The organism is Umboniibacter marinipuniceus, from assembly GCF_003688415.1.
In the GTDB taxonomy this organism is placed as follows: Bacteria; Pseudomonadota; Gammaproteobacteria; order Pseudomonadales; family DSM-25080; genus Umboniibacter; species Umboniibacter marinipuniceus.
In genome coordinates, this window is sequence record NZ_REFJ01000005.1 from 178,110 (window position 1) to 194,634 (window position 16,525).

Below are 16,525 nucleotides of genomic sequence, written 5' to 3' on the forward strand. Positions count from 1 at the left end.
ACTATTGGTCAATATCGTTAAGCGGCTGCATGGTGAACTGGTAGCGATAATCCAGCCATGGAAGCGTGTAGCGAAATAGTGGCGGAGAACCCCAAGAATCGGTGCCGCCCACACCGCGTTGACGTAGATCGATGTTCACAAAGATTCTATCCTGTTTCTGCAAATCATGCGGATGAAGATTACGAGCTGAAACCTGGCCTTTGCTCGCATCGTAATCATCGGTTGAATAGTACTGGGCGCCAAAGCTTAACAGTGGGGCGCCAAGGAAACTCACCCCACGTTGATTATCATCACTGAAGTGAAGGGTTCTGACATCGGTACGGTAGCCATTTTCCTGTGGTCGAACATAGGGCGTGTACAAGTCCTCAACCGTGGATTGATAGCGCCCCACATCGGCAGACGTTTTCCTATCGCTATAGTTTTCGTGTGGCCCTCGGCCATACCACGCCACCTGACTCAGCGCAGGGTTAAGTTGGAAGAGTGTGCCGAAGCGGGGCAGTTCTGCTTGTTTTTGATGCGGTGCCGCGTAAAACCAGAGATCGAAGTCAATTCTGCCGTTGCCATGAACGATATATTCACTTAGGTATTGGCTTTGAACGCTTGGCAAGTTATGCACCGTAGAAACCTTTACGCGTTGGCTATCAATTCGTGTCACATCAATGGATTGTAACGTCATGGAGCGGCCCACCCACTGCCAAGTTGATAGGCTGGGCTGAAACTTTGAAATATCAAAGTCATTGTCGATGGGAGCTCGCCAAAATTCGGGTCTTGAACTGCCAGCAAGTATTTCCTCTCCGTGATAACTGACCTGAGTAAGTAGTCCGCTATCTTTATTGAATTGGATATCGGCAACGTTGCTACTTAAACGAAAGCGTTCATCGTTTTCTCGTAACCGCAAACGTGTTGCTTGGTCAGCAAGAGGAGGGGTGAAGGCTGAGCTCAGGGCATGCTGAGATTGCGCCGCGATATGACCAGCATTGAGCATGCCCTGAGCCGCGGCTAGTTGTACTGAGGTATTTAAGAACAGCTCACCGCTGAATTGGTCTAACTCAAGTTCATTCAGTGCAATGGTTTGAGTGTGCTGAGCGGCCGCGCTGAGTGGAATATTTTGCAAGCTTTGGGCCACTACTTGACCGTTGGCAATAAGCTCCCAGCTTAATTCGTAGCCGGCTAAGTCAATGAAAAAGAATTCATTGCTCACACTAAGTTGTTTAGACGCTTCGTCAAATTCAATCGCGATATCCTGTTGCACGCGCTTTACTTCGTGTAGGTATGGGTAGGCGCTGCGATCGGCATATACCAGGCCATTGGCGCAAAAGCTGTCCGAATGAATGACCGCTGGAGGTTCTAGATCACCGCCGTAGGCCCAGAAAGCTTCGCCTTGGGGTGTATGACGCAGGAAGGTTTGATCTACCCAATCCCAAATAAAGCCACCCTGGAGCGAGTCATATTGCTTGAAGGTGTCCCAATATTCCTTGAAATTCCCTAGTGAATTACCCATCGCGTGTTCGTACTCAATAAGAATGGCAGGGCGCGAGTCAACTTGGGTTTCGGCGTAGTGAGTGATCTGATCAATGGAAGCATACATTTGTCCGTAGGCATCAGTATGGCGTCGAAGCTGTGCCTGCTCGGAGATAACGGGTTCGTCAGAGGCTTGCTTTAACCAGTCGTAGCTGGCCTCGGTATTGGGGCCGTCACCGGTTTCATTACCCAGTGAACGAATGACGACTGACGGATTATTCTTGCTGCGCTGATACATGTTCTCGATGCGATCGATATAGGCATCCCGCCAGTCCGGTTGATTGACAATATGGTTCGCAGGGTTGTAGCCAGCCCCCTGGTTGGCTGCGCCTAATCCATGGGACTCGATATTTGCTTCGTCTACTAAGTAGAGGCCTACTTCGTCAGCAAGTTGGTACCAATATGGATCATTCGGGTAGTGCGCCAGACGAACCGAGTTGATGTTATTTTCCTTCATTAAGCGCGCATCCAGTTCCATTGATTCACGCGAGACAACATGGCCGGTTACGGGATCATGCTCGTGACGGTTTACGCCTTTGAAGAGTACTGGCTGACCATTAATAAGGAATTGTCCATTGCGGAGTTCGCTGCTGCGGAAGCCAATTCGGTTACTGACATACTCAATGGCTTGGTCGTCGGCCAGTAGTGTTAGGTCCAACTGATAGAGTTTCGGGCGTTCAGCGCTCCATGCCTCAATGTCCGCTAGAGTTAACTGCCAGTTGATGGTTTGTTCGGAGTCACTGCTTAAGGAGCCCATTGTGAGGAGCTCTTCGGCAAGTGTCTCGCCGTTATCGGATACCGATACCTTCAAGGCTAGGTCACGATGAGTGCCGCTGTCGACGTTGGCGATACGGGTGGATAAGTTGAGTATGCCGTCCTCAAAGTCGGCACTTAGTGTTGCTTCGCTATGATAGTCCGCGATATGTACCTTAGGGGTGGCAAATAGGTAAACGTCACGTTCAATGCCGCTGAGTCGCCACATATCCTGACACTCGAAATAGGAGCCGTCGGAGTAGCGATAGACCTCTAAGGCTAGCGTGTTGTCACCAGCTTTGAGATAGTCAGTAATATCGAACTCTGCCTGAGTTTTCGAATCCTCTGAATAGCCAACACGCTGACCGTTAACGTAGACATAAAATGCCGACTTCACTGCCCCGAAGTGGGCCACTACCCGTTCATTCTGCCAGGTATCGGGAAGCGTAAATTGTTTTCGATACTGACCTACGGGGTTGTAGGTTTGCGGCAGTTCGGGTGGCGTGACATTTGGCGCGAAACAGTTGTGGCTATGATAGTAGGGAATGCCATAGCCGTTAATTTCCCAGTTTGCTGGAACCGGGATGGTGTCCCACTGAGAGTCGTCAAAATCATTGTGCTCGAAGCCCTCGATTTTGGACTGCGGGTTTTCTACCCAGTTAAACTGCCATTCACCGTTTAAAAGTAAGTGATTACTACTTTGAAAAGGGTTGGTGGTATTAACTTCTTCAGCAGAGCGATAACTATAGAAAAAGCTTCTCGACGGGAGCTTATTAATCCTGAAGACCGTTGGATCTTGCCAAGCAGGTAGCGCGGATTCAGTCTGTGGCGTTGCCAGCGATTGGGATGCTAGTAGAGCAGTAGCGAGCAAGAGGCCGCGTTGAATATTCATGCAGTCACACACCTTTATTTGTGATTATCGTTCTAGGTGCGAAAAGTATAGATGAATTGGCTTAGATAGTTGGCTGATCAATATTCACCTTCGGGTGAAATTGCTTGAACTATCTACCGGCTAAGCAAGCGTCTTTAGCTTTGGTACTGCGTTCTGAATTGGTGCGGACGATTAATTCTGTTGTCGAGCCTTATGCGCTTGGCCAAGCAGCTTATTCTTGGCTTGTTGAAGTAGTTGGTAGGCAGTAAGAATGGTCCAGGGGATGGTATAAGATACCAGTGCAATAAAGATATAGGACTTCCCGGCAAAGCGGGCTGCCGTATTAGAAAGGTTAGTGAGTTTCACTTGAGTTCCTCCTTTTAGGTGTATTGGAAATTGCTAATTAATTAGTTGGGTTAGAGTACTAATAATTAGAGTTCGAATTAATTGTACGCCTTTTATGTCCTTTAAATCAATTTTTTTGCAGATTACTTGGGTTTGAGTTGATGTTAACTACTTTATTTTTCTTTTTAAATTCTGAGTTATTTAATTCAATTCTAACTAATATTGTAACGTGGAGAATGGCTGTTACGCGCTGGGTTGTAGTTATTCAGGGGGCTAGCAGTAAATTTAGGGAGCTAAAGAAAGCAAATCGATGTTGGCGAGCATGATGATATTTGTTAACGTGTCGGCAACTAAAGATCATGACTAGAGAGTTGAGCATATGCAGCGATACGAAGAGCTATTAGTGTCCATCCGACAAGTAATTCGGGCAATCGACTTGTATTCGAAGAAGTTGAACAAAGAGACTGGGCTAACGAGTTCTCAGCTGTTGGTACTACAGGATATCGGCCAGCATGAAGGTACGATGGTCAAAGATATTGCTAATCGAATCACGCTAAGTTCGGCCACGGTCACCAGTATCTTGGATCGACTTGAAGCCAGAGGGCTCGTTGTTCGTCAGCGTTCAGAGAACGATCGACGTCGAGTGGGGCTCTTCCTGACGGAGACGGGAAGCGCTGCCATTAAGGACTCGCCAACGTTGTTGCAAGAGCACTTTATCAATCGCTTTGAGTCAATGGAGCAATGGGAGCAGTCTCAGATGGTTGCCACCATGCAACGTATTGCTTCCATGATGGATGCAGAGCGAATTGATGCATCACCCGTGCTTGAAGTGGGGCAGCTTCGCGTTGACCCTGATGCGCCCAAATAAGAGGAGTTGGTAATGCGAATTGTGCTGCTATCGCTACTTAGCCTGGCCTTTTTATCTGGGTGCGCTACCAACGCGCCAACTCCCTCAGCCGTAGCACCATCAGAGAGTGAGACAGAACTCGGAGCGATACTTCGGGTAGGGCGTCTTAATCAGGTCGAAACCGGCGTTTTCGCAGGTGGCCAACCTACTGTGAGTGAAATTGAGTACCTCGCCCAACAGGGTGTCTTACATGTAATCAATCTTCGCCCAATTGAAGAGCAGCCCTTTGCAGAGCAAGCCGTGGTTGAGGGGGCGGGCATGCGCTATTACTCCATTCCGGTTGCGAGTGCGGCAGATCTCACCGTTGATAATGCGCTACAGCTAGCGGCATTACTCGATGAATTCGGTCACGAGGGTGTTGCCGTGCACTGTGCAAGTGGTAATAGAGTGGGCGCGTTAGTCGCCATTGCTGCTGCGGAAATGGGTGCCAGCGAAGATGACGCCATCGAGAAAGGAAAAGAATGGGGTTTAACGCGCTTAGAAACCAAGGCCCGAGAAGTCATCGAGGTAGAGTAGTGCGTCAAAATGAGCGGATCTGCTGGTGATATGGTTACTGGAAGTGTGCGGAGTGAGCTTATTTTGATATTGGGCGCTAGAAACGTGACTGATCAGTCGCTACAATCTGCCGCACTGTACTCGAGGATGATTTAATGACCACTTTAGTAAACTACACCTACGATGAGCTTGAAATAGGCCAGTCCGCAAGCTACGTTCGCACCGTTTCCGAACAAGACATTCTGCTATTTGCTGCCGTGTCTGGCGATACCAATCCCGTTCACCTTGATGCAGAGTATGCCGCTACTACGCAGTTCGGTGAGCGAATTGCTCACGGTATGCTGACTGGCGCGTTAGTCTCAGCAGCTTTGGCGCTTAATTTGCCGGGCCCCGGTTCAGTTTATCTGGGGCAAAATTTGAAGTTTCGAGCTCCTGTGCTCATTGGTGACACGCTCACCATCGAGTTGGAGGTTGCGGAAAAGAATGATCGTCGCAAGCAGGTGACAATTCAATGTAAGGTGCTGAATCAGCATGGAAAGCGCGTTGCAACGGGCGAGGCGCTGGCGATGCCACCAACCGAAAAATTGCAGATTGAGAAGCCTGCAGAACCAAAAGTAACAATAGGATAATAACAATGAAGTTTTTACGATTTGACCCATCAACTGTAGCGGTTGAAATTGAAAAACCAGCTGCTGAAAAACTACTGGCTGGTGACCCTGAGTTTCGTACTTGGAACTATGAAGAAGTAGACGGCACTCGCTTTGCTGGTGTTTGGGAGTCTACTCCAGGTAAGTGGACCGTGAGCTACGATGAGTGGGAATTCTGTCATATTCTGAAGGGTGTCTCTATCTTGACCAGTGAAGACGGTGAGGTGGAAACTCTCAAAACGGGCGATAGCTTTGTTATTCGCCCAGGTTTCAAAGGTACTTGGGAAGTAGTAGAAACCACGGCTAAAGAGTATGTAATTCAACTTTAAGGAGGAAGGGCGGTGTTGACTGAAGCGCTTCTGTTTGACGAAGAGCAAAAACTTGAGCGAAAGCTAGCTGAGCTGACCGAGGCCCAGCGGAGTTTTGTTGAAACCGCGGCGTCTGAAGTGGTTCGTGATCCTCAGGAGTTTACCAAAAGGCAGGTACTCTTCTTCTTTGGTTGGCACCACTTCTATGCAAATAATTGGCTGCGCGGTTCTCTGTTGCTCGCCCTCTTTCTTTACTTGCCTTTCGCTTATATTGATGGCGTACTTTGGCCCATAGCACTCCTGCTATTGGTATGGGCTACGGAGATTCCGTTGATGATCAATGGTAGGCGATACATTCGAGATCGTAATGCCACGGCGCTGCGCTCAGCGCTTGGGAAGCTAAAGAAGCGCTGAGCGCTGCGGCGGGCCGTAGTTCACTTACATTGGCCCAATATGGCTATTCTCCTGCCCGTTCCTCGGGCAATAACAGTGCGGTTTCTATTGCTGGCCAGATATTGCGAAGTAATTCGCTCTGGGCTTCTGCCTTAGGGTGAATGCCATCGCTTTGCATTAACTCCGGATCCGTGGCAACCGTTTCCAAAAAGATTTCTACCTGGATAAGTTCATGAGTTTCGTTGAGTTGGTCGTACACGGCTCTGAATTGGCGAGTGTAGCGAGGGCCATAATTTGGCGGAATTTGCATGCTGACGAGAATGACTTTTGTGCCTTCCGCCTGAGCAAGTTCAATCATGTTGTTGAGGTTGTCTCGGATGCTGTTGATAGGATAGCCACGTAGGCCATCGTTTCCGCCGAGTTCAATAATTATCCAGTCAGCGGGCTTTTGGCTTAACAGATTGGGAAGTCTAGCCAGTGCACCACCGGTTGTTTCTCCGCTGATACTGGCGTTAATCACCTCGTGCTCACCATTTTCCTTTAATCGCTCTCGTAACAGATTTACCCAGCCCTGTTCCAGTTCAAAGCCGTAACCGGCACTAATACTGTCGCCCAGAACAAGCCAGCGCTCAGCATGACCGATAGGAGCTTGGAAAGCTGTGAATAGCACAATTAGGCTGACGAGTTGTCGCATCTTACAATCCTCGAAGGTAATAGCAGTATGCTAATCAAAGCTTCTCGAGCTTACCATGTGGTTTATCCTAAGACGCAATCCACGGAAAGCACCGTAGAATGTTCATTAAATTACTACTACTGCTTAACTTCGGCTTCACAAAGTGGCTGATTAACAAGGTGAGTCCATGATTCTGCAACTCGAAAATGTTTCTAAAGTTGTCCCTTCGGCGGACGGTGAGCTGGTTTTGCTTGACCATCTGTCATTCTCTATCGACAAGGGTGAGTCAATTGCCATCGTTGGTCGCTCCGGCTCAGGTAAGTCTACGCTGTTGGGCTTGATGGCGGGGCTAGATCACGCTTCGTCAGGCTCCATCAATTTTGCTGGTCAACGCTTGGAGAGTCTCGATGAAGAGGCGCTAGCGCTCTTACGTGCTAAACACGTTGGCTTTGTTTTTCAGAGCTTCCAGTTATTACAGAGTCTTACGGCGTTAGAGAATGTGATGCTGCCATTAGAACTAGCGGGTGGCTCCAACGCCGAAAATCAGGCGAAACAGTGGTTGGAGAAGGTCGGCCTTGGGCATCGTATTGAACACTATCCAAGTAAGCTGTCAGGCGGTGAACAACAGCGCGTGGCAGTTGCTAGAGCATTTGCCGCTAAGCCAGCGGTACTGTTTGCTGATGAGCCCACCGGTTCCTTAGATGCGGCCACGGGTGAACAAGTTGCTGACTTACTCTTCGATCTGAACCGAGAAGTGGGTACAACCCTGGTGCTAGTTACCCACGATCAGCAACTCGCTGATCGCTGTGGGCGACAAATTCGTATTGAGGCTGGGAAAATCGTCACGGAGGCAACTGCGTGAACGGTTGGCAATGGTTGCGCCGAGAGTGGCGCGGTGGTCGTTCTGGTGATCTCAGTATCCTAGCGGTTGCGTTGGCGATGTCGGTAGCCATTGTGGCTGGTATCGGCTTGTTCGCGGAGCGCCTTGAGCGAGCGCTAGATGCGCAAGCTGCTACTTACTTGGCTGGTGATTTAGCGGTTAATTCTGGGAAGTCGCTCCCCGATAACCTCATTTCCGTGGCTCAAAGTCGCGGTTTGAAGACTTCTCAAACCATTCAGTTTCCCACCATGGCTTATCCGGTCAGTGACGATACTAACGGTATCTTGGTCTCTATCAAGGCTGTGTCCAGTGATTATCCCCTTCGCGGTGCGCTTGAATACAAAGCCGGATTCGAGCCGCCTGCCACCAATCTAGGCCTTCTTTCATCGGGCACCGCGTTGGTAGATCAAAGCTATTTGGACCGTGCTCAACTCGCGGTAGGTGATTCAATTTACGTTGGCGAATTGGTGGTTCAGATTGTAGGGGTTATCGAGCGCGAACCCGATGGCGGTTTCAGTTTGTTTTCGCTCGGACCGCGAGTAATGATTTCCATGGTGGATGTATACTCAACCATGGCGCTCAGGCCCGGAAGTAGACTCAGTTACGCGCAGCAGTACGCGGGTGATGAGCAAGCAATTACTGATTTCGCCACGTGGTTAGAGGCGGAAGTAAATACTGACGATGTGTCGATTCGGACCTTAGAGCAAGGGCAGCCACAGCTGGCTCGAACCTTGTCGCGCGCGAAACAATTTCTGTTGCTTTGTGGAGCGCTGGGCGTTGCCATGGCAGGGGTTGCACTCGCTTTGGCTGGAAGACGTTATAGTCGCTACCTACTTGATGCGGTAGCGGTCAAGAAGACCTTGGGCGCTACCCCGAAACGAATTACTCGGCTTCTGGTGGAAAAGTTAGCAGCACTTTGGTTGCTTTCAACCGCAGTCGGGTTGCTTATCGCGCTAGTAGTTCAGGCTGCTATCGCTGCATTAATTAGCGCTTGGCTAGAAACAGAATTACCTGCGCCTACCTTACTTGGCGCTTGGCTGGGCATACTTACTTCGCTTATTAGTATGGTCGCATTTTTAGGGCCACCTATTTATCAGTTGCGCGCCGTTCCGCCATTGCGAGTTATTCGTCGGGAGTTAGGCGGTACAGGGTCACTGCTAAGCGCGTCAGCGATTGGCTTAAGTGCATTTAGCTTATTGTTAGTGCTCTACACCCAGACGCCGTGGGTGATTGTTGGATTGTTGGGTGCTCTAGTACTGGGCGGTGGCGTAGCTTGGCTGCTCGCGATCATCCTTTTTAGCGGCAAGCGCAGGCTGGTTCAGGCCTCGTCGCCTTGGCGATTAGCGATGAGCTCACTAGCGCGTCATCGCTGGCTAACCGTAGGGCAGATCGTCGCATTTGCGCTAACTTTGTCGCTGTTAGCATCGGCGGTATTGGTTCGCAGTTCGCTTATTGGTGACTGGCAAGCGTCAATTCCCGAGGATGCACCCAATCACTTCTTCACCAACATAGCGCCATATCAGGTAGATAATATTAATCACACCTTCGATCACGAGAATATAGATGACTCGGGGCTTTATGCCATGGTTCGGGGGCGAATTTCGCTCATTAACGGTGAAGACGCTAAGGCTCGTGCTGAGAAAAACGGTTACCGGCATATCTCACGAGAGCTCAATTTGAGTTATGCGTCAGAGCTGCCAAGGGATAATGAGCTGGTGGTGGGTTCCTGGTGGGAGCCCGATACGGATCAGTTGCTGGTTTCAGTGGAGGAATCGGTCGCTACGCGAATGAACCTGAAACTGGCTGATACCATTACATTTGATATTGGTGGTACTCAGGTGAAAGTCATGGTTGCAAACATTCGCACACTGGATTGGGATGACCTCCGACCTGCATTCTTCATGCTGCTATCGCCACCCGCCCTGGAGAATTTTGGCGCAAGCTGGATGACAAGTGCCTACGTTCCCGATGATCGAAGTGATTTCATTCCTTCATTTCTGCGCGAATTCGCCACGGTGACAGTGATTGATGTGGGCTACATCATTGAGCAAGTTCGCCAAGTTATTAACCAGGTAAGTAGGGCCGTTGAGTTGGTGCTTGGTTTGGTCGCTGTTTCGGCCATTCTAGTTCTCCTGGCAACAGTCCGTTCAAGTCAGGATTGGCGGCTTAGAGAGAGTGCCGTACTTCGTGCGTTAGGTGCGTCTAAAAATCGTCTACTTGGTGCTTTGCTTATTGAGTTTGGCTTCCTAGGTTTTGCCGCCGGTATTCTTGGTGCAGCCATGGCTGAAGGCGCGGCGGCGGTCATTCAAACGCAGCAATTTGATCTACCCATGGCGTGGCATTGGCCTATGTGGATTATTCTTCCAGTAGGTTCTGCGCTGGTGGTAGCGCTGTTTGGGCTACTCACCTCAAAACAGGTGGTGCAGGTTGCACCCAACGATATTCTCCGTGAAGTTAACTAAAGCACAACAAGGCAGCGTGGATTGCGAAGGCTACCTGTTGTAGTTGAAGTTGCCAGTATTGGTAAGAAAAACTACCGCTAGGGAAGCGGTAGTTTTCACAGTATAATGCGCCCGTTTTGACTACATTTGCTGGGACTTTCCATGACTATCGCCGATCCACGCCGCACTAAACATGAACTAGACAAACTACAGAAACGTATTCGTCGCCATGTGGGGCAAGCTATTGCTGACTTCAATATGATTGAAGAAGGCGACAAAATAATGGTCTGTCTGTCTGGGGGTAAAGACTCCTACGCCATGTTAGATGTATTGATGGGCTTGCAAAAAACCGCGCCCGTGAAGTTCGACCTGGTGGCCGTCAATCTGGATCAGAAGCAGCCAGGTTTTCCAGAGCATATACTGCCCGCTTACCTCGATACGCTAGGTGTTGAGTACCACATTCTTGAAAAAGACACCTATTCAATTGTTAAGTCTGTAGTGCCTGAAGGTAAAACCACTTGTGGATTGTGTTCGCGTCTGCGTCGAGGTTCGCTCTATGGCTTCGCAGAGGAAATTGGTGCGAACAAAATCGCACTTGGGCACCATCGTGACGATATTATTGAAACCTTATTCCTGAATATGTTTTATGGCGGAACACTCAAGGCCATGCCGCCGAAGCTGTTATCCGATGACAAGCGAAATGTCGTAATTCGCCCCTTAGCCTACTGTCCAGAAGATGATCTAATTGCCTTAGCTGAAGCCAAAGAATTTCCGATTATTCCATGTAACCTTTGCGGCTCTCAGGAAAACTTACAGCGGCAGAATATTAAGGCCATGTTAGCCGACTGGAGTGCGAAGCATCCTGGACGAATTCAGAACATCTTCGGTGCGATCAGGAATGTTAAGCCTTCGCAACTGGCTGATGCCGATCTATTTGACTTCTCTAATCTCGCGATTGATCGACAGTCTGGTCTAGAAATTATCAATGCGGTAAATGTTGGCTAGCTCAGCTCTCGTTAGCTCTCGTTAGCTCTCGTTAGCTCTCGTTAGCTCTCGTTAGCTATTGGGCGCCGTTAGCTATTGGGCGCCGTTAGCTATTGGGCGCGGTTGAGCGGGTCATGCCGTTCGGTGCTGTTAACGGCTTAGCGAGCAATAGAGCAGGCAGTTAGGGCCAACAGCTTGCGCTATTTATCACTTCGTAGATTCCACGGTTGCCAAAATCTATCATTTTGGCGATAAAAGACTATTAACTTCGACACTTTCTTGATTCAGCCTGCGCAGCCAATAATAGTTAGAAAATTGCGGCGCGAGCTTTAACGGAACAAGAATCCTGCTAACCTAAATGACACCGTGGGTTTCCCGCTTTGTTAATAAGATGCGAGTACTATGATTAAACATACTTTAAAACCGTTAGCTATTGCTGTTGCAATGGGCTCAATGATTGCCTGTTCCCCATCTAATGATTCGGCTATGGATGAGCCAAGCGCCGCCGTGGCAGAGATGAATAACCCGCTGATTGCACAGTGGGAAGGTCCCTATGGCGGCGTGCCATCCTTTGATCAGATGTCGTTGGACTATTTGAAGCCAGCGCTAGAAGAAGGAATGCGCCTAAACCTTATCGAGGTAGAGCGAATCGCCAACCAGGAAGCTGCTCCAACGTTCGAAAATACCATTGTTGCACTTGAGGCTACAGGTAATGATCTTGGTCGCGTTTTCACGTATTACGGCATTTGGTCTTCAAACATGTCATCGCCAGAGTTTCGTGCAATTCAGCAGGAGATGGCGCCGAAGATGAGCGCCTTTTTCTCGCAGGTTAACCAAAATGAAGCGCTTTTTAATCGTGTTAAAGCGGTCTATGAAGGTGAAGAAATGAGCGCCCTGCGTCCTGATCAGCAACGCTTGGTAACCTTGACCTATAACGGTTTTGCACGTAACGGCGCCACCCTTGAAGGTGAGGCCAAACAGCGCTATGCGGCCATTCAACAGCGTTTAGCGGAGCTACATACAAAATTTGGAAACAACGTACTCGCTGACGAAGAAGGCTATGTTGTGTACCTTGATGACAGTCAGCTTGGTGGTTTACCCGCCTCGTTTGTGAGTGCTTCAGCGGCGGCTGCCGAAGCGCGTGGTGAGGCAGGTAAGTATGCGATTACCAACACTCGCTCTTCAATGTCTCCATTCCTTACTTACTCGGATAATCGTGAATTACGAGAGCAGGTTTGGAGCAATTATTATAGCCGCGGCGATAATGGCGGCGAATTTGATAATAATGCAATCATCGCTGAGATCCTGCAGCTACGTCACGAGCGCGTAAATCTTTTGGGCTACCCAAATTATGCGTCATGGCGCTTGGAAGACCGTATGGCCAAGAACCCTGAGAATGCCATGGCGTTGATGGAAGCCGTATGGCCCGCAGCAATTGGTAGAGTGGCCGAAGAAGTTGCAGATATGCAGGCAATTGCCGATGCAGAAGGCGCAGATATCACTATCGCACCATGGGATTATCGTTACTACGCAGAGAAAGTGCGTAAGGCAAAGTATGACCTTGATTCGGACGAAGTGAAGCAATATCTCCAGTTGGATAAACTTACTCAAGCTATGTTCTACGTGGCGGGTGAGCTGTTTAACTTCGAGTTTACTCCAGTTGCCGAAGGTTCTGTTCCAGTTTTCCATCCAGACGTAAACGTTTGGGAGGTCACTGATAAGACCTCGGGAGAAAATATCGGTTTATGGTATCTCGATCCATTCGCACGCCAAGGTAAGCGCTCAGGTGCTTGGGCAACCTCCTATCGTTCGCATACTACCTTCCAAGGGCCTACTAACGTCCTGAGTTCTAATAACTCAAATTTCGTTAAAGCCTCACCAGGTGAGCCTGTGTTGGTTTCGTGGGACGACGCTACCACCTTCTTCCATGAGTTCGGGCACGCGCTTCACTCACTGTCTTCGAATGTTGAGTACCCATCATTAAACGGTGGTGTTCGCGACTATACAGAGTTCCAAAGCCAGCTACTTGAACGTTGGTTGAGCACACCAGAGGTGATCAATAATTACTTAGTTCACGCTGAAACCGGTGAGCCCATGCCGGCGGAATTGTTTGAGAAAATTCAAGCGGCCTCTACCTTTAACCAGGGTTTCTCCACCACCGAATATTTGGCAAGTGCGCTGGTTGATTTGAAGTTCCACACCGTGGATCCAACTGGCATTGACCCAGACGCATTTGAACGTGAAACCCTAGCGGCGCTTAATATGCCGAGCGAATTGGTGATGCGCCACCGTACACCGCACTTCGGCCATATCTTTTCGGGCGAAGGCTATTCAGCGGGCTATTACGGTTATATGTGGGCGGATGTGCTTACTTCAGATGCCTCAGAAGCTTTCGCTGAAGCGCCGGGTGGCTTTTATGATGAGGATGTCGCAAAGCGCCTAGTGGACTACTTGTTTGCTCCGCGCAACTCAATGGACCCTGCGGAAGCCTATCGCTTATTCCGCGGTCGCGATGCTGGTATTGAACCGTTGATGCGTGATCGAGGTTTTCCGATTCCTGAATAACGATTACTAGCATTGTTCACAGCGAAACGAGTTTGGTAGTTACTGCCAAGCTCGTTTTTTTTACCTCGGAAAAGTTAAGCAGTTGGCATATCGGCGTGGGAGCGAAGCATAAGCGCCTTAGCTTTGGCAGTGCCGAATGCATCGGCAACGGATCTGTCGGGTGAGGCGATTAATGATTTCAATCGATCGGTCTGTCTGTCTGTATGTATGTATGTATGTATCTATGTCTGTATTACTAGTGAAGGCTATCAATACCCAGAAATTACCGAGGCCAAATCAACCAAGATAAAGTTTCATTACCGGCTTGATGAGGTGGAATGAGGTTGCATAAAAAAGCCGAGCTAAGTTGCTCGGCTTTTTTGTATCACTTATTTGAACAGTGACTTATGCAAGCGCTACGCTTGGTGCAACGTAGTCATAACCTAGCGCAACGGAAACGGCTTCACAGGTTACCTTACCAGCGTGAATGTTAAGACCATTCGCGAGGTGCTTGTCATCGGCGATAGCTTTAGCTGCGCCTTTGTTCGCCAACGCTACAGCGAATGGAAGCGTTGCATTGGTCAGTGCCATGGTAGATGTACGAGCAACACCACCTGGCATATTCGCTACACAGTAGTGAACAACGTCTTCAACAACGTAAGTAGGCTCTTGGTGAGTTGTAGCACGTGAAGTTTCGAAACAACCGCCTTGGTCAATGGCAACATCAACCACTACCGCGCCTTTCTTCATGGCCTTCAAGTGCTCTTTAGTGATTAGCTTCGGCGCTGCTGCGCCTGGAATCAATACGGCACCAATGACTAAGTCTGCTTCTGAAGAGTATGCTTCGATTGCGTCAGCCGTTGAGTAGATAGTACGAAGGCGTCCATCAAACTCACTGTCTAGCTGCTTTAGACGAGTTAGTGAGCGATCAAGAATTGTTACATCAGCACCCATGCCTACTGCCATGCGAGCAGCCTGTGTACCTACTACGCCACCACCAATAATTAATACTTTGGCCGGTGCAACACCAGGAACACCGCCAAGTAGCACACCGCAACCGCCTTGCGCTTTTTCAAGGTGATGTGCACCAGCTTGGATAGACATGCGACCAGCCACTTCAGACATTGGCGCAAGCAGTGGCAGAGTGCCAGCATTATCGGTCACGGTCTCGTAAGCGATAGCCGTACAACCAGACTTGATTAGCAGTTCTGTTTGCTTTGGATCTGGAGCAAGGTGAAGGTAGGTGAAGAGCAACTGACCTGGGCGAAGCATTTCGCACTCAACCGGCTGAGGCTCTTTCACTTTGATGATCATATCGGCACGAGCAAAAATTTCGCTAGCGCTTTCTACGATTTCTGCGCCGGCAGCAACATACTGGTCGTTACCGAAACCGATGGCATCGCCGCCATTAAATTCAACCATAACTTCATGGCCGTTAGCGATAAGTTCTTTAACACCGGCAGGTGTTAAACCAATACGGTATTCGTGGTTTTTTATTTCTTTAGGTACACCGATTAACATGGCGAAAATCCTCTTATAAAAGCTAAATCGTGTTTAGGAATAGTTATTAGGAACTGGATTCATTATAGAGGGCAATATTTGATTTTTTTTCTGATTAACGGTTAATTTAAGGTGATTGTATTGGTAAATTAAATGTAAAATAGTGAAATCCACTGATTTTTGAGATTTTGTATGAAAAGTGACATGAAGAATCTTAGTAAAATTGATAAAAATATTTTACGGCTGTTGCAGAAAAATGGACGAATTAGCTATGCCGAGCTATCGAGACAGGTTGGATTGTCCACTACGCCCTGTATGGAGCGCGTGAAGCGGCTTGAGAAGCAGGGGGTGATAAAAGGTTACACTGCGGTTATTGATCCCTCTTATCTGTCCGCTGGTTTAGTGGTTTTTGTGCAAATCCGTTTGGCGCGAAAGGCGCAGGGTATTTTCTCTGAATTTCGCGAGGCGGCCATTAAGTTAGACGAAGTGCAGGAATGCTATCTAGTTTCAGGTAACTTTGATTATCTGATCAAAGCCCGTGTTGCCGATATGCCTGCGTACCGGCATTTTCTTGGTGAAACGCTCCTGACCTTACCGGATGTGCAGGAGTCAACCTCTTATGTTGTAATGGAAGAAGTTAAAGAAACACTATCGGTTCCTATTCCCTATGCCTGAAAATATCACCATTCGCTTACTAACTACCGAAGATATCCCCGCAGTTCAAACCATTGCTGAGGTAGCTTGGCGAGCGCACTATCCCGGTATTATCTCCTTGGAGCAGATTGATTACATGCTCAACTGGATGTATAGCACTGAACAACTAGGTAGTGATATCCAGCGAGGCGTTAAATTCATAGGGTTATTTAGCCAGGGCGAGCTGAGTGGTTTCGCAGCGTGGGAGTTGCTAGATGCGTCCATCGCTTACCTTCATAAGCTCTATTTGCGGCCAGAGGCTATGGGGGCGGGGCTAGGTTCCCAGCTGATCAGTTCGGTGTCCCTGCAGGCAAAAGCGGCGGGTGCGTCGATGTTAAAATTGGCGGTGAACAAAGAGAATGTGAAAGCCATAAAGGCCTATGAGCGAAATGGTTTTGTTCGGCTAGAATCCGTGTGTAACGATATTGGCAATGGGTTCGTGATGGATGATTACGTCTATTCTATAGCGTTGAGTTAAACAGTATTCATAGAAGTTATCTGAGTAATACCCGATTGTCACTAGCTGTTTGCGTGTGTCTGGTTATGATGAATCCATAGACTTGCCACTAT

General features: G+C 48.8%; 16 protein-coding genes. 12 read left to right on the forward strand and 4 right to left on the reverse strand.

The genetic code is table 11. The features are described from left to right. Window position 1 precedes the first annotated feature (1 nt). Both DFR27_RS10765 and DFR27_RS12590 read right to left on the reverse strand, forming a co-directional pair. A complete protein-coding gene (locus DFR27_RS10765; RefSeq protein ID WP_121877470.1) occupies window positions 2–3,166 on the reverse strand; it encodes a glycoside hydrolase family 2 TIM barrel-domain containing protein in 3,165 nt (1,054 codons plus the stop codon). A gap of 171 nt (window positions 3,167–3,337) precedes the next feature. Further along, window positions 3,338–3,511, reverse strand: a complete 174-nt coding sequence (locus tag DFR27_RS12590) for a hypothetical protein (RefSeq protein WP_170150847.1) — start codon at window positions 3,509–3,511, stop codon at window positions 3,338–3,340. A gap of 358 nt (window positions 3,512–3,869) precedes the next feature. Here DFR27_RS12590 and DFR27_RS10770 point away from each other — a divergent pair, with 358 nt between their 5' ends. From DFR27_RS10770 to DFR27_RS10790, 5 genes are all read left to right on the forward strand, one after another. Next, window positions 3,870–4,358 carry a MarR family winged helix-turn-helix transcriptional regulator gene (locus tag DFR27_RS10770; RefSeq protein WP_121877471.1) on the forward strand — a complete coding sequence of 163 codons (489 nt, stop codon included), beginning with the start codon at window positions 3,870–3,872 and terminating at the stop codon, window positions 4,356–4,358. A gap of 12 nt (window positions 4,359–4,370) precedes the next feature. Beyond that, complete coding sequence (locus DFR27_RS10775) at window positions 4,371–4,913, forward strand: protein tyrosine phosphatase family protein (protein ID WP_121877472.1); 543 nt, start codon at window positions 4,371–4,373, stop codon at window positions 4,911–4,913. Between the two features lie 134 nt (window positions 4,914–5,047). Then, on the forward strand, window positions 5,048–5,521 hold the full coding sequence (locus tag DFR27_RS10780) for a MaoC family dehydratase (protein WP_121877473.1): 474 nt from the start codon (window positions 5,048–5,050) through the stop codon (window positions 5,519–5,521). Window positions 5,522–5,526: 5 nt separating this feature from the next. Further along, the gene (locus DFR27_RS10785; protein ID WP_121877474.1) at window positions 5,527–5,868 is read left to right on the forward strand and encodes a cupin domain-containing protein; all 342 of its coding nucleotides are present in this window, start codon (window positions 5,527–5,529) and stop codon (window positions 5,866–5,868) included. 12 nt (window positions 5,869–5,880) lie between these two features. Continuing rightward, window positions 5,881–6,261 carry a hypothetical protein gene (locus DFR27_RS10790; protein WP_121877475.1) on the forward strand — a complete coding sequence of 127 codons (381 nt, stop codon included), beginning with the start codon at window positions 5,881–5,883 and terminating at the stop codon, window positions 6,259–6,261. 43 nt (window positions 6,262–6,304) lie between these two features. Here DFR27_RS10790 and DFR27_RS10795 read toward each other — a convergent pair whose 3' ends face one another. After that, window positions 6,305–6,934, reverse strand: coding sequence for an arylesterase (locus DFR27_RS10795; protein WP_121877476.1), 630 nt, complete (start codon window positions 6,932–6,934; stop codon window positions 6,305–6,307). Between the two features lie 169 nt (window positions 6,935–7,103). Between DFR27_RS10795 and DFR27_RS10800 the strand changes: the two genes are divergently transcribed. The 5 genes from DFR27_RS10800 to DFR27_RS12495 all read left to right on the forward strand — a co-directional run bounded on the left by DFR27_RS10800 (window position 7,104) and on the right by DFR27_RS12495 (window position 14,104). Continuing rightward, a complete protein-coding gene (locus DFR27_RS10800) occupies window positions 7,104–7,775 on the forward strand; it encodes an ABC transporter ATP-binding protein (RefSeq protein ID WP_245962657.1) in 672 nt (223 codons plus the stop codon). After that, window positions 7,772–10,255 carry an ABC transporter permease gene (locus DFR27_RS10805; protein WP_121877478.1) on the forward strand — a complete coding sequence of 828 codons (2,484 nt, stop codon included), beginning with the start codon at window positions 7,772–7,774 and terminating at the stop codon, window positions 10,253–10,255. The genes DFR27_RS10800 and DFR27_RS10805 overlap by 4 nt, the downstream gene beginning before the upstream one ends. A gap of 141 nt (window positions 10,256–10,396) precedes the next feature. After that, entirely contained in the window at window positions 10,397–11,239 is an 843-nt protein-coding gene (ttcA, locus tag DFR27_RS10810) for a tRNA 2-thiocytidine(32) synthetase TtcA (protein ID WP_121877479.1), read from the forward strand. Between the two features lie 381 nt (window positions 11,240–11,620). Further along, window positions 11,621–13,783, forward strand: a complete 2,163-nt coding sequence (locus DFR27_RS10815) for a M3 family metallopeptidase (protein WP_121877480.1) — start codon at window positions 11,621–11,623, stop codon at window positions 13,781–13,783. A 123-nt stretch (window positions 13,784–13,906) separates the two neighbouring features. Further along, window positions 13,907–14,104 carry a hypothetical protein gene (locus tag DFR27_RS12495; RefSeq protein ID WP_147434537.1) on the forward strand — a complete coding sequence of 66 codons (198 nt, stop codon included), beginning with the start codon at window positions 13,907–13,909 and terminating at the stop codon, window positions 14,102–14,104. 63 nt (window positions 14,105–14,167) lie between these two features. On the opposite strand, the gene ald is transcribed toward DFR27_RS12495, so the two are convergent. After that, window positions 14,168–15,283, reverse strand: coding sequence for an alanine dehydrogenase (gene ald / locus DFR27_RS10820; protein ID WP_121877481.1), 1,116 nt, complete (start codon window positions 15,281–15,283; stop codon window positions 14,168–14,170). A gap of 183 nt (window positions 15,284–15,466) precedes the next feature. Here ald and DFR27_RS10825 point away from each other — a divergent pair, with 183 nt between their 5' ends. Next, the gene (locus tag DFR27_RS10825; RefSeq protein ID WP_425452023.1) at window positions 15,467–15,937 is read left to right on the forward strand and encodes an Lrp/AsnC ligand binding domain-containing protein; all 471 of its coding nucleotides are present in this window, start codon (window positions 15,467–15,469) and stop codon (window positions 15,935–15,937) included. Further along, a complete protein-coding gene (locus DFR27_RS10830) occupies window positions 15,930–16,433 on the forward strand; it encodes a GNAT family N-acetyltransferase (protein WP_121877483.1) in 504 nt (167 codons plus the stop codon). Before DFR27_RS10825 ends, DFR27_RS10830 begins: the two co-directional genes overlap by 8 nt. The last annotated feature ends 92 nt before the right edge of the window (window positions 16,434–16,525 follow it).

Excerpts from the sequence above, each read along its gene's own strand:
- DFR27_RS10765 (WP_121877470.1), bottom strand. The coding sequence starts at position 3,166 with ATGAATATTCAACGCGGCCTCTTGCTCGCTACTGCTCTACTAGCATCC.
- DFR27_RS10770 (WP_121877471.1), top strand. The coding sequence starts at position 3,870 with ATGCAGCGATACGAAGAGCTATTAGTGTCCATCCGACAAGTAATTCGG.
- DFR27_RS10775 (WP_121877472.1), top strand. The coding sequence starts at position 4,371 with ATGCGAATTGTGCTGCTATCGCTACTTAGCCTGGCCTTTTTATCTGGG.
- DFR27_RS10780 (WP_121877473.1), top strand. The coding sequence starts at position 5,048 with ATGACCACTTTAGTAAACTACACCTACGATGAGCTTGAAATAGGCCAG.
- DFR27_RS10785 (WP_121877474.1), top strand. The coding sequence starts at position 5,527 with ATGAAGTTTTTACGATTTGACCCATCAACTGTAGCGGTTGAAATTGAA.
- DFR27_RS10795 (WP_121877476.1), bottom strand. The coding sequence starts at position 6,934 with ATGCGACAACTCGTCAGCCTAATTGTGCTATTCACAGCTTTCCAAGCT.
- ttcA (WP_121877479.1), top strand. The coding sequence starts at position 10,397 with ATGACTATCGCCGATCCACGCCGCACTAAACATGAACTAGACAAACTA.
- DFR27_RS10815 (WP_121877480.1), top strand. The coding sequence starts at position 11,621 with ATGATTAAACATACTTTAAAACCGTTAGCTATTGCTGTTGCAATGGGC.
- ald (WP_121877481.1), bottom strand. The coding sequence starts at position 15,283 with ATGTTAATCGGTGTACCTAAAGAAATAAAAAACCACGAATACCGTATT.
- DFR27_RS10825 (WP_425452023.1), top strand. The coding sequence starts at position 15,467 with ATGAAGAATCTTAGTAAAATTGATAAAAATATTTTACGGCTGTTGCAG.
- DFR27_RS10830 (WP_121877483.1), top strand. The coding sequence starts at position 15,930 with ATGCCTGAAAATATCACCATTCGCTTACTAACTACCGAAGATATCCCC.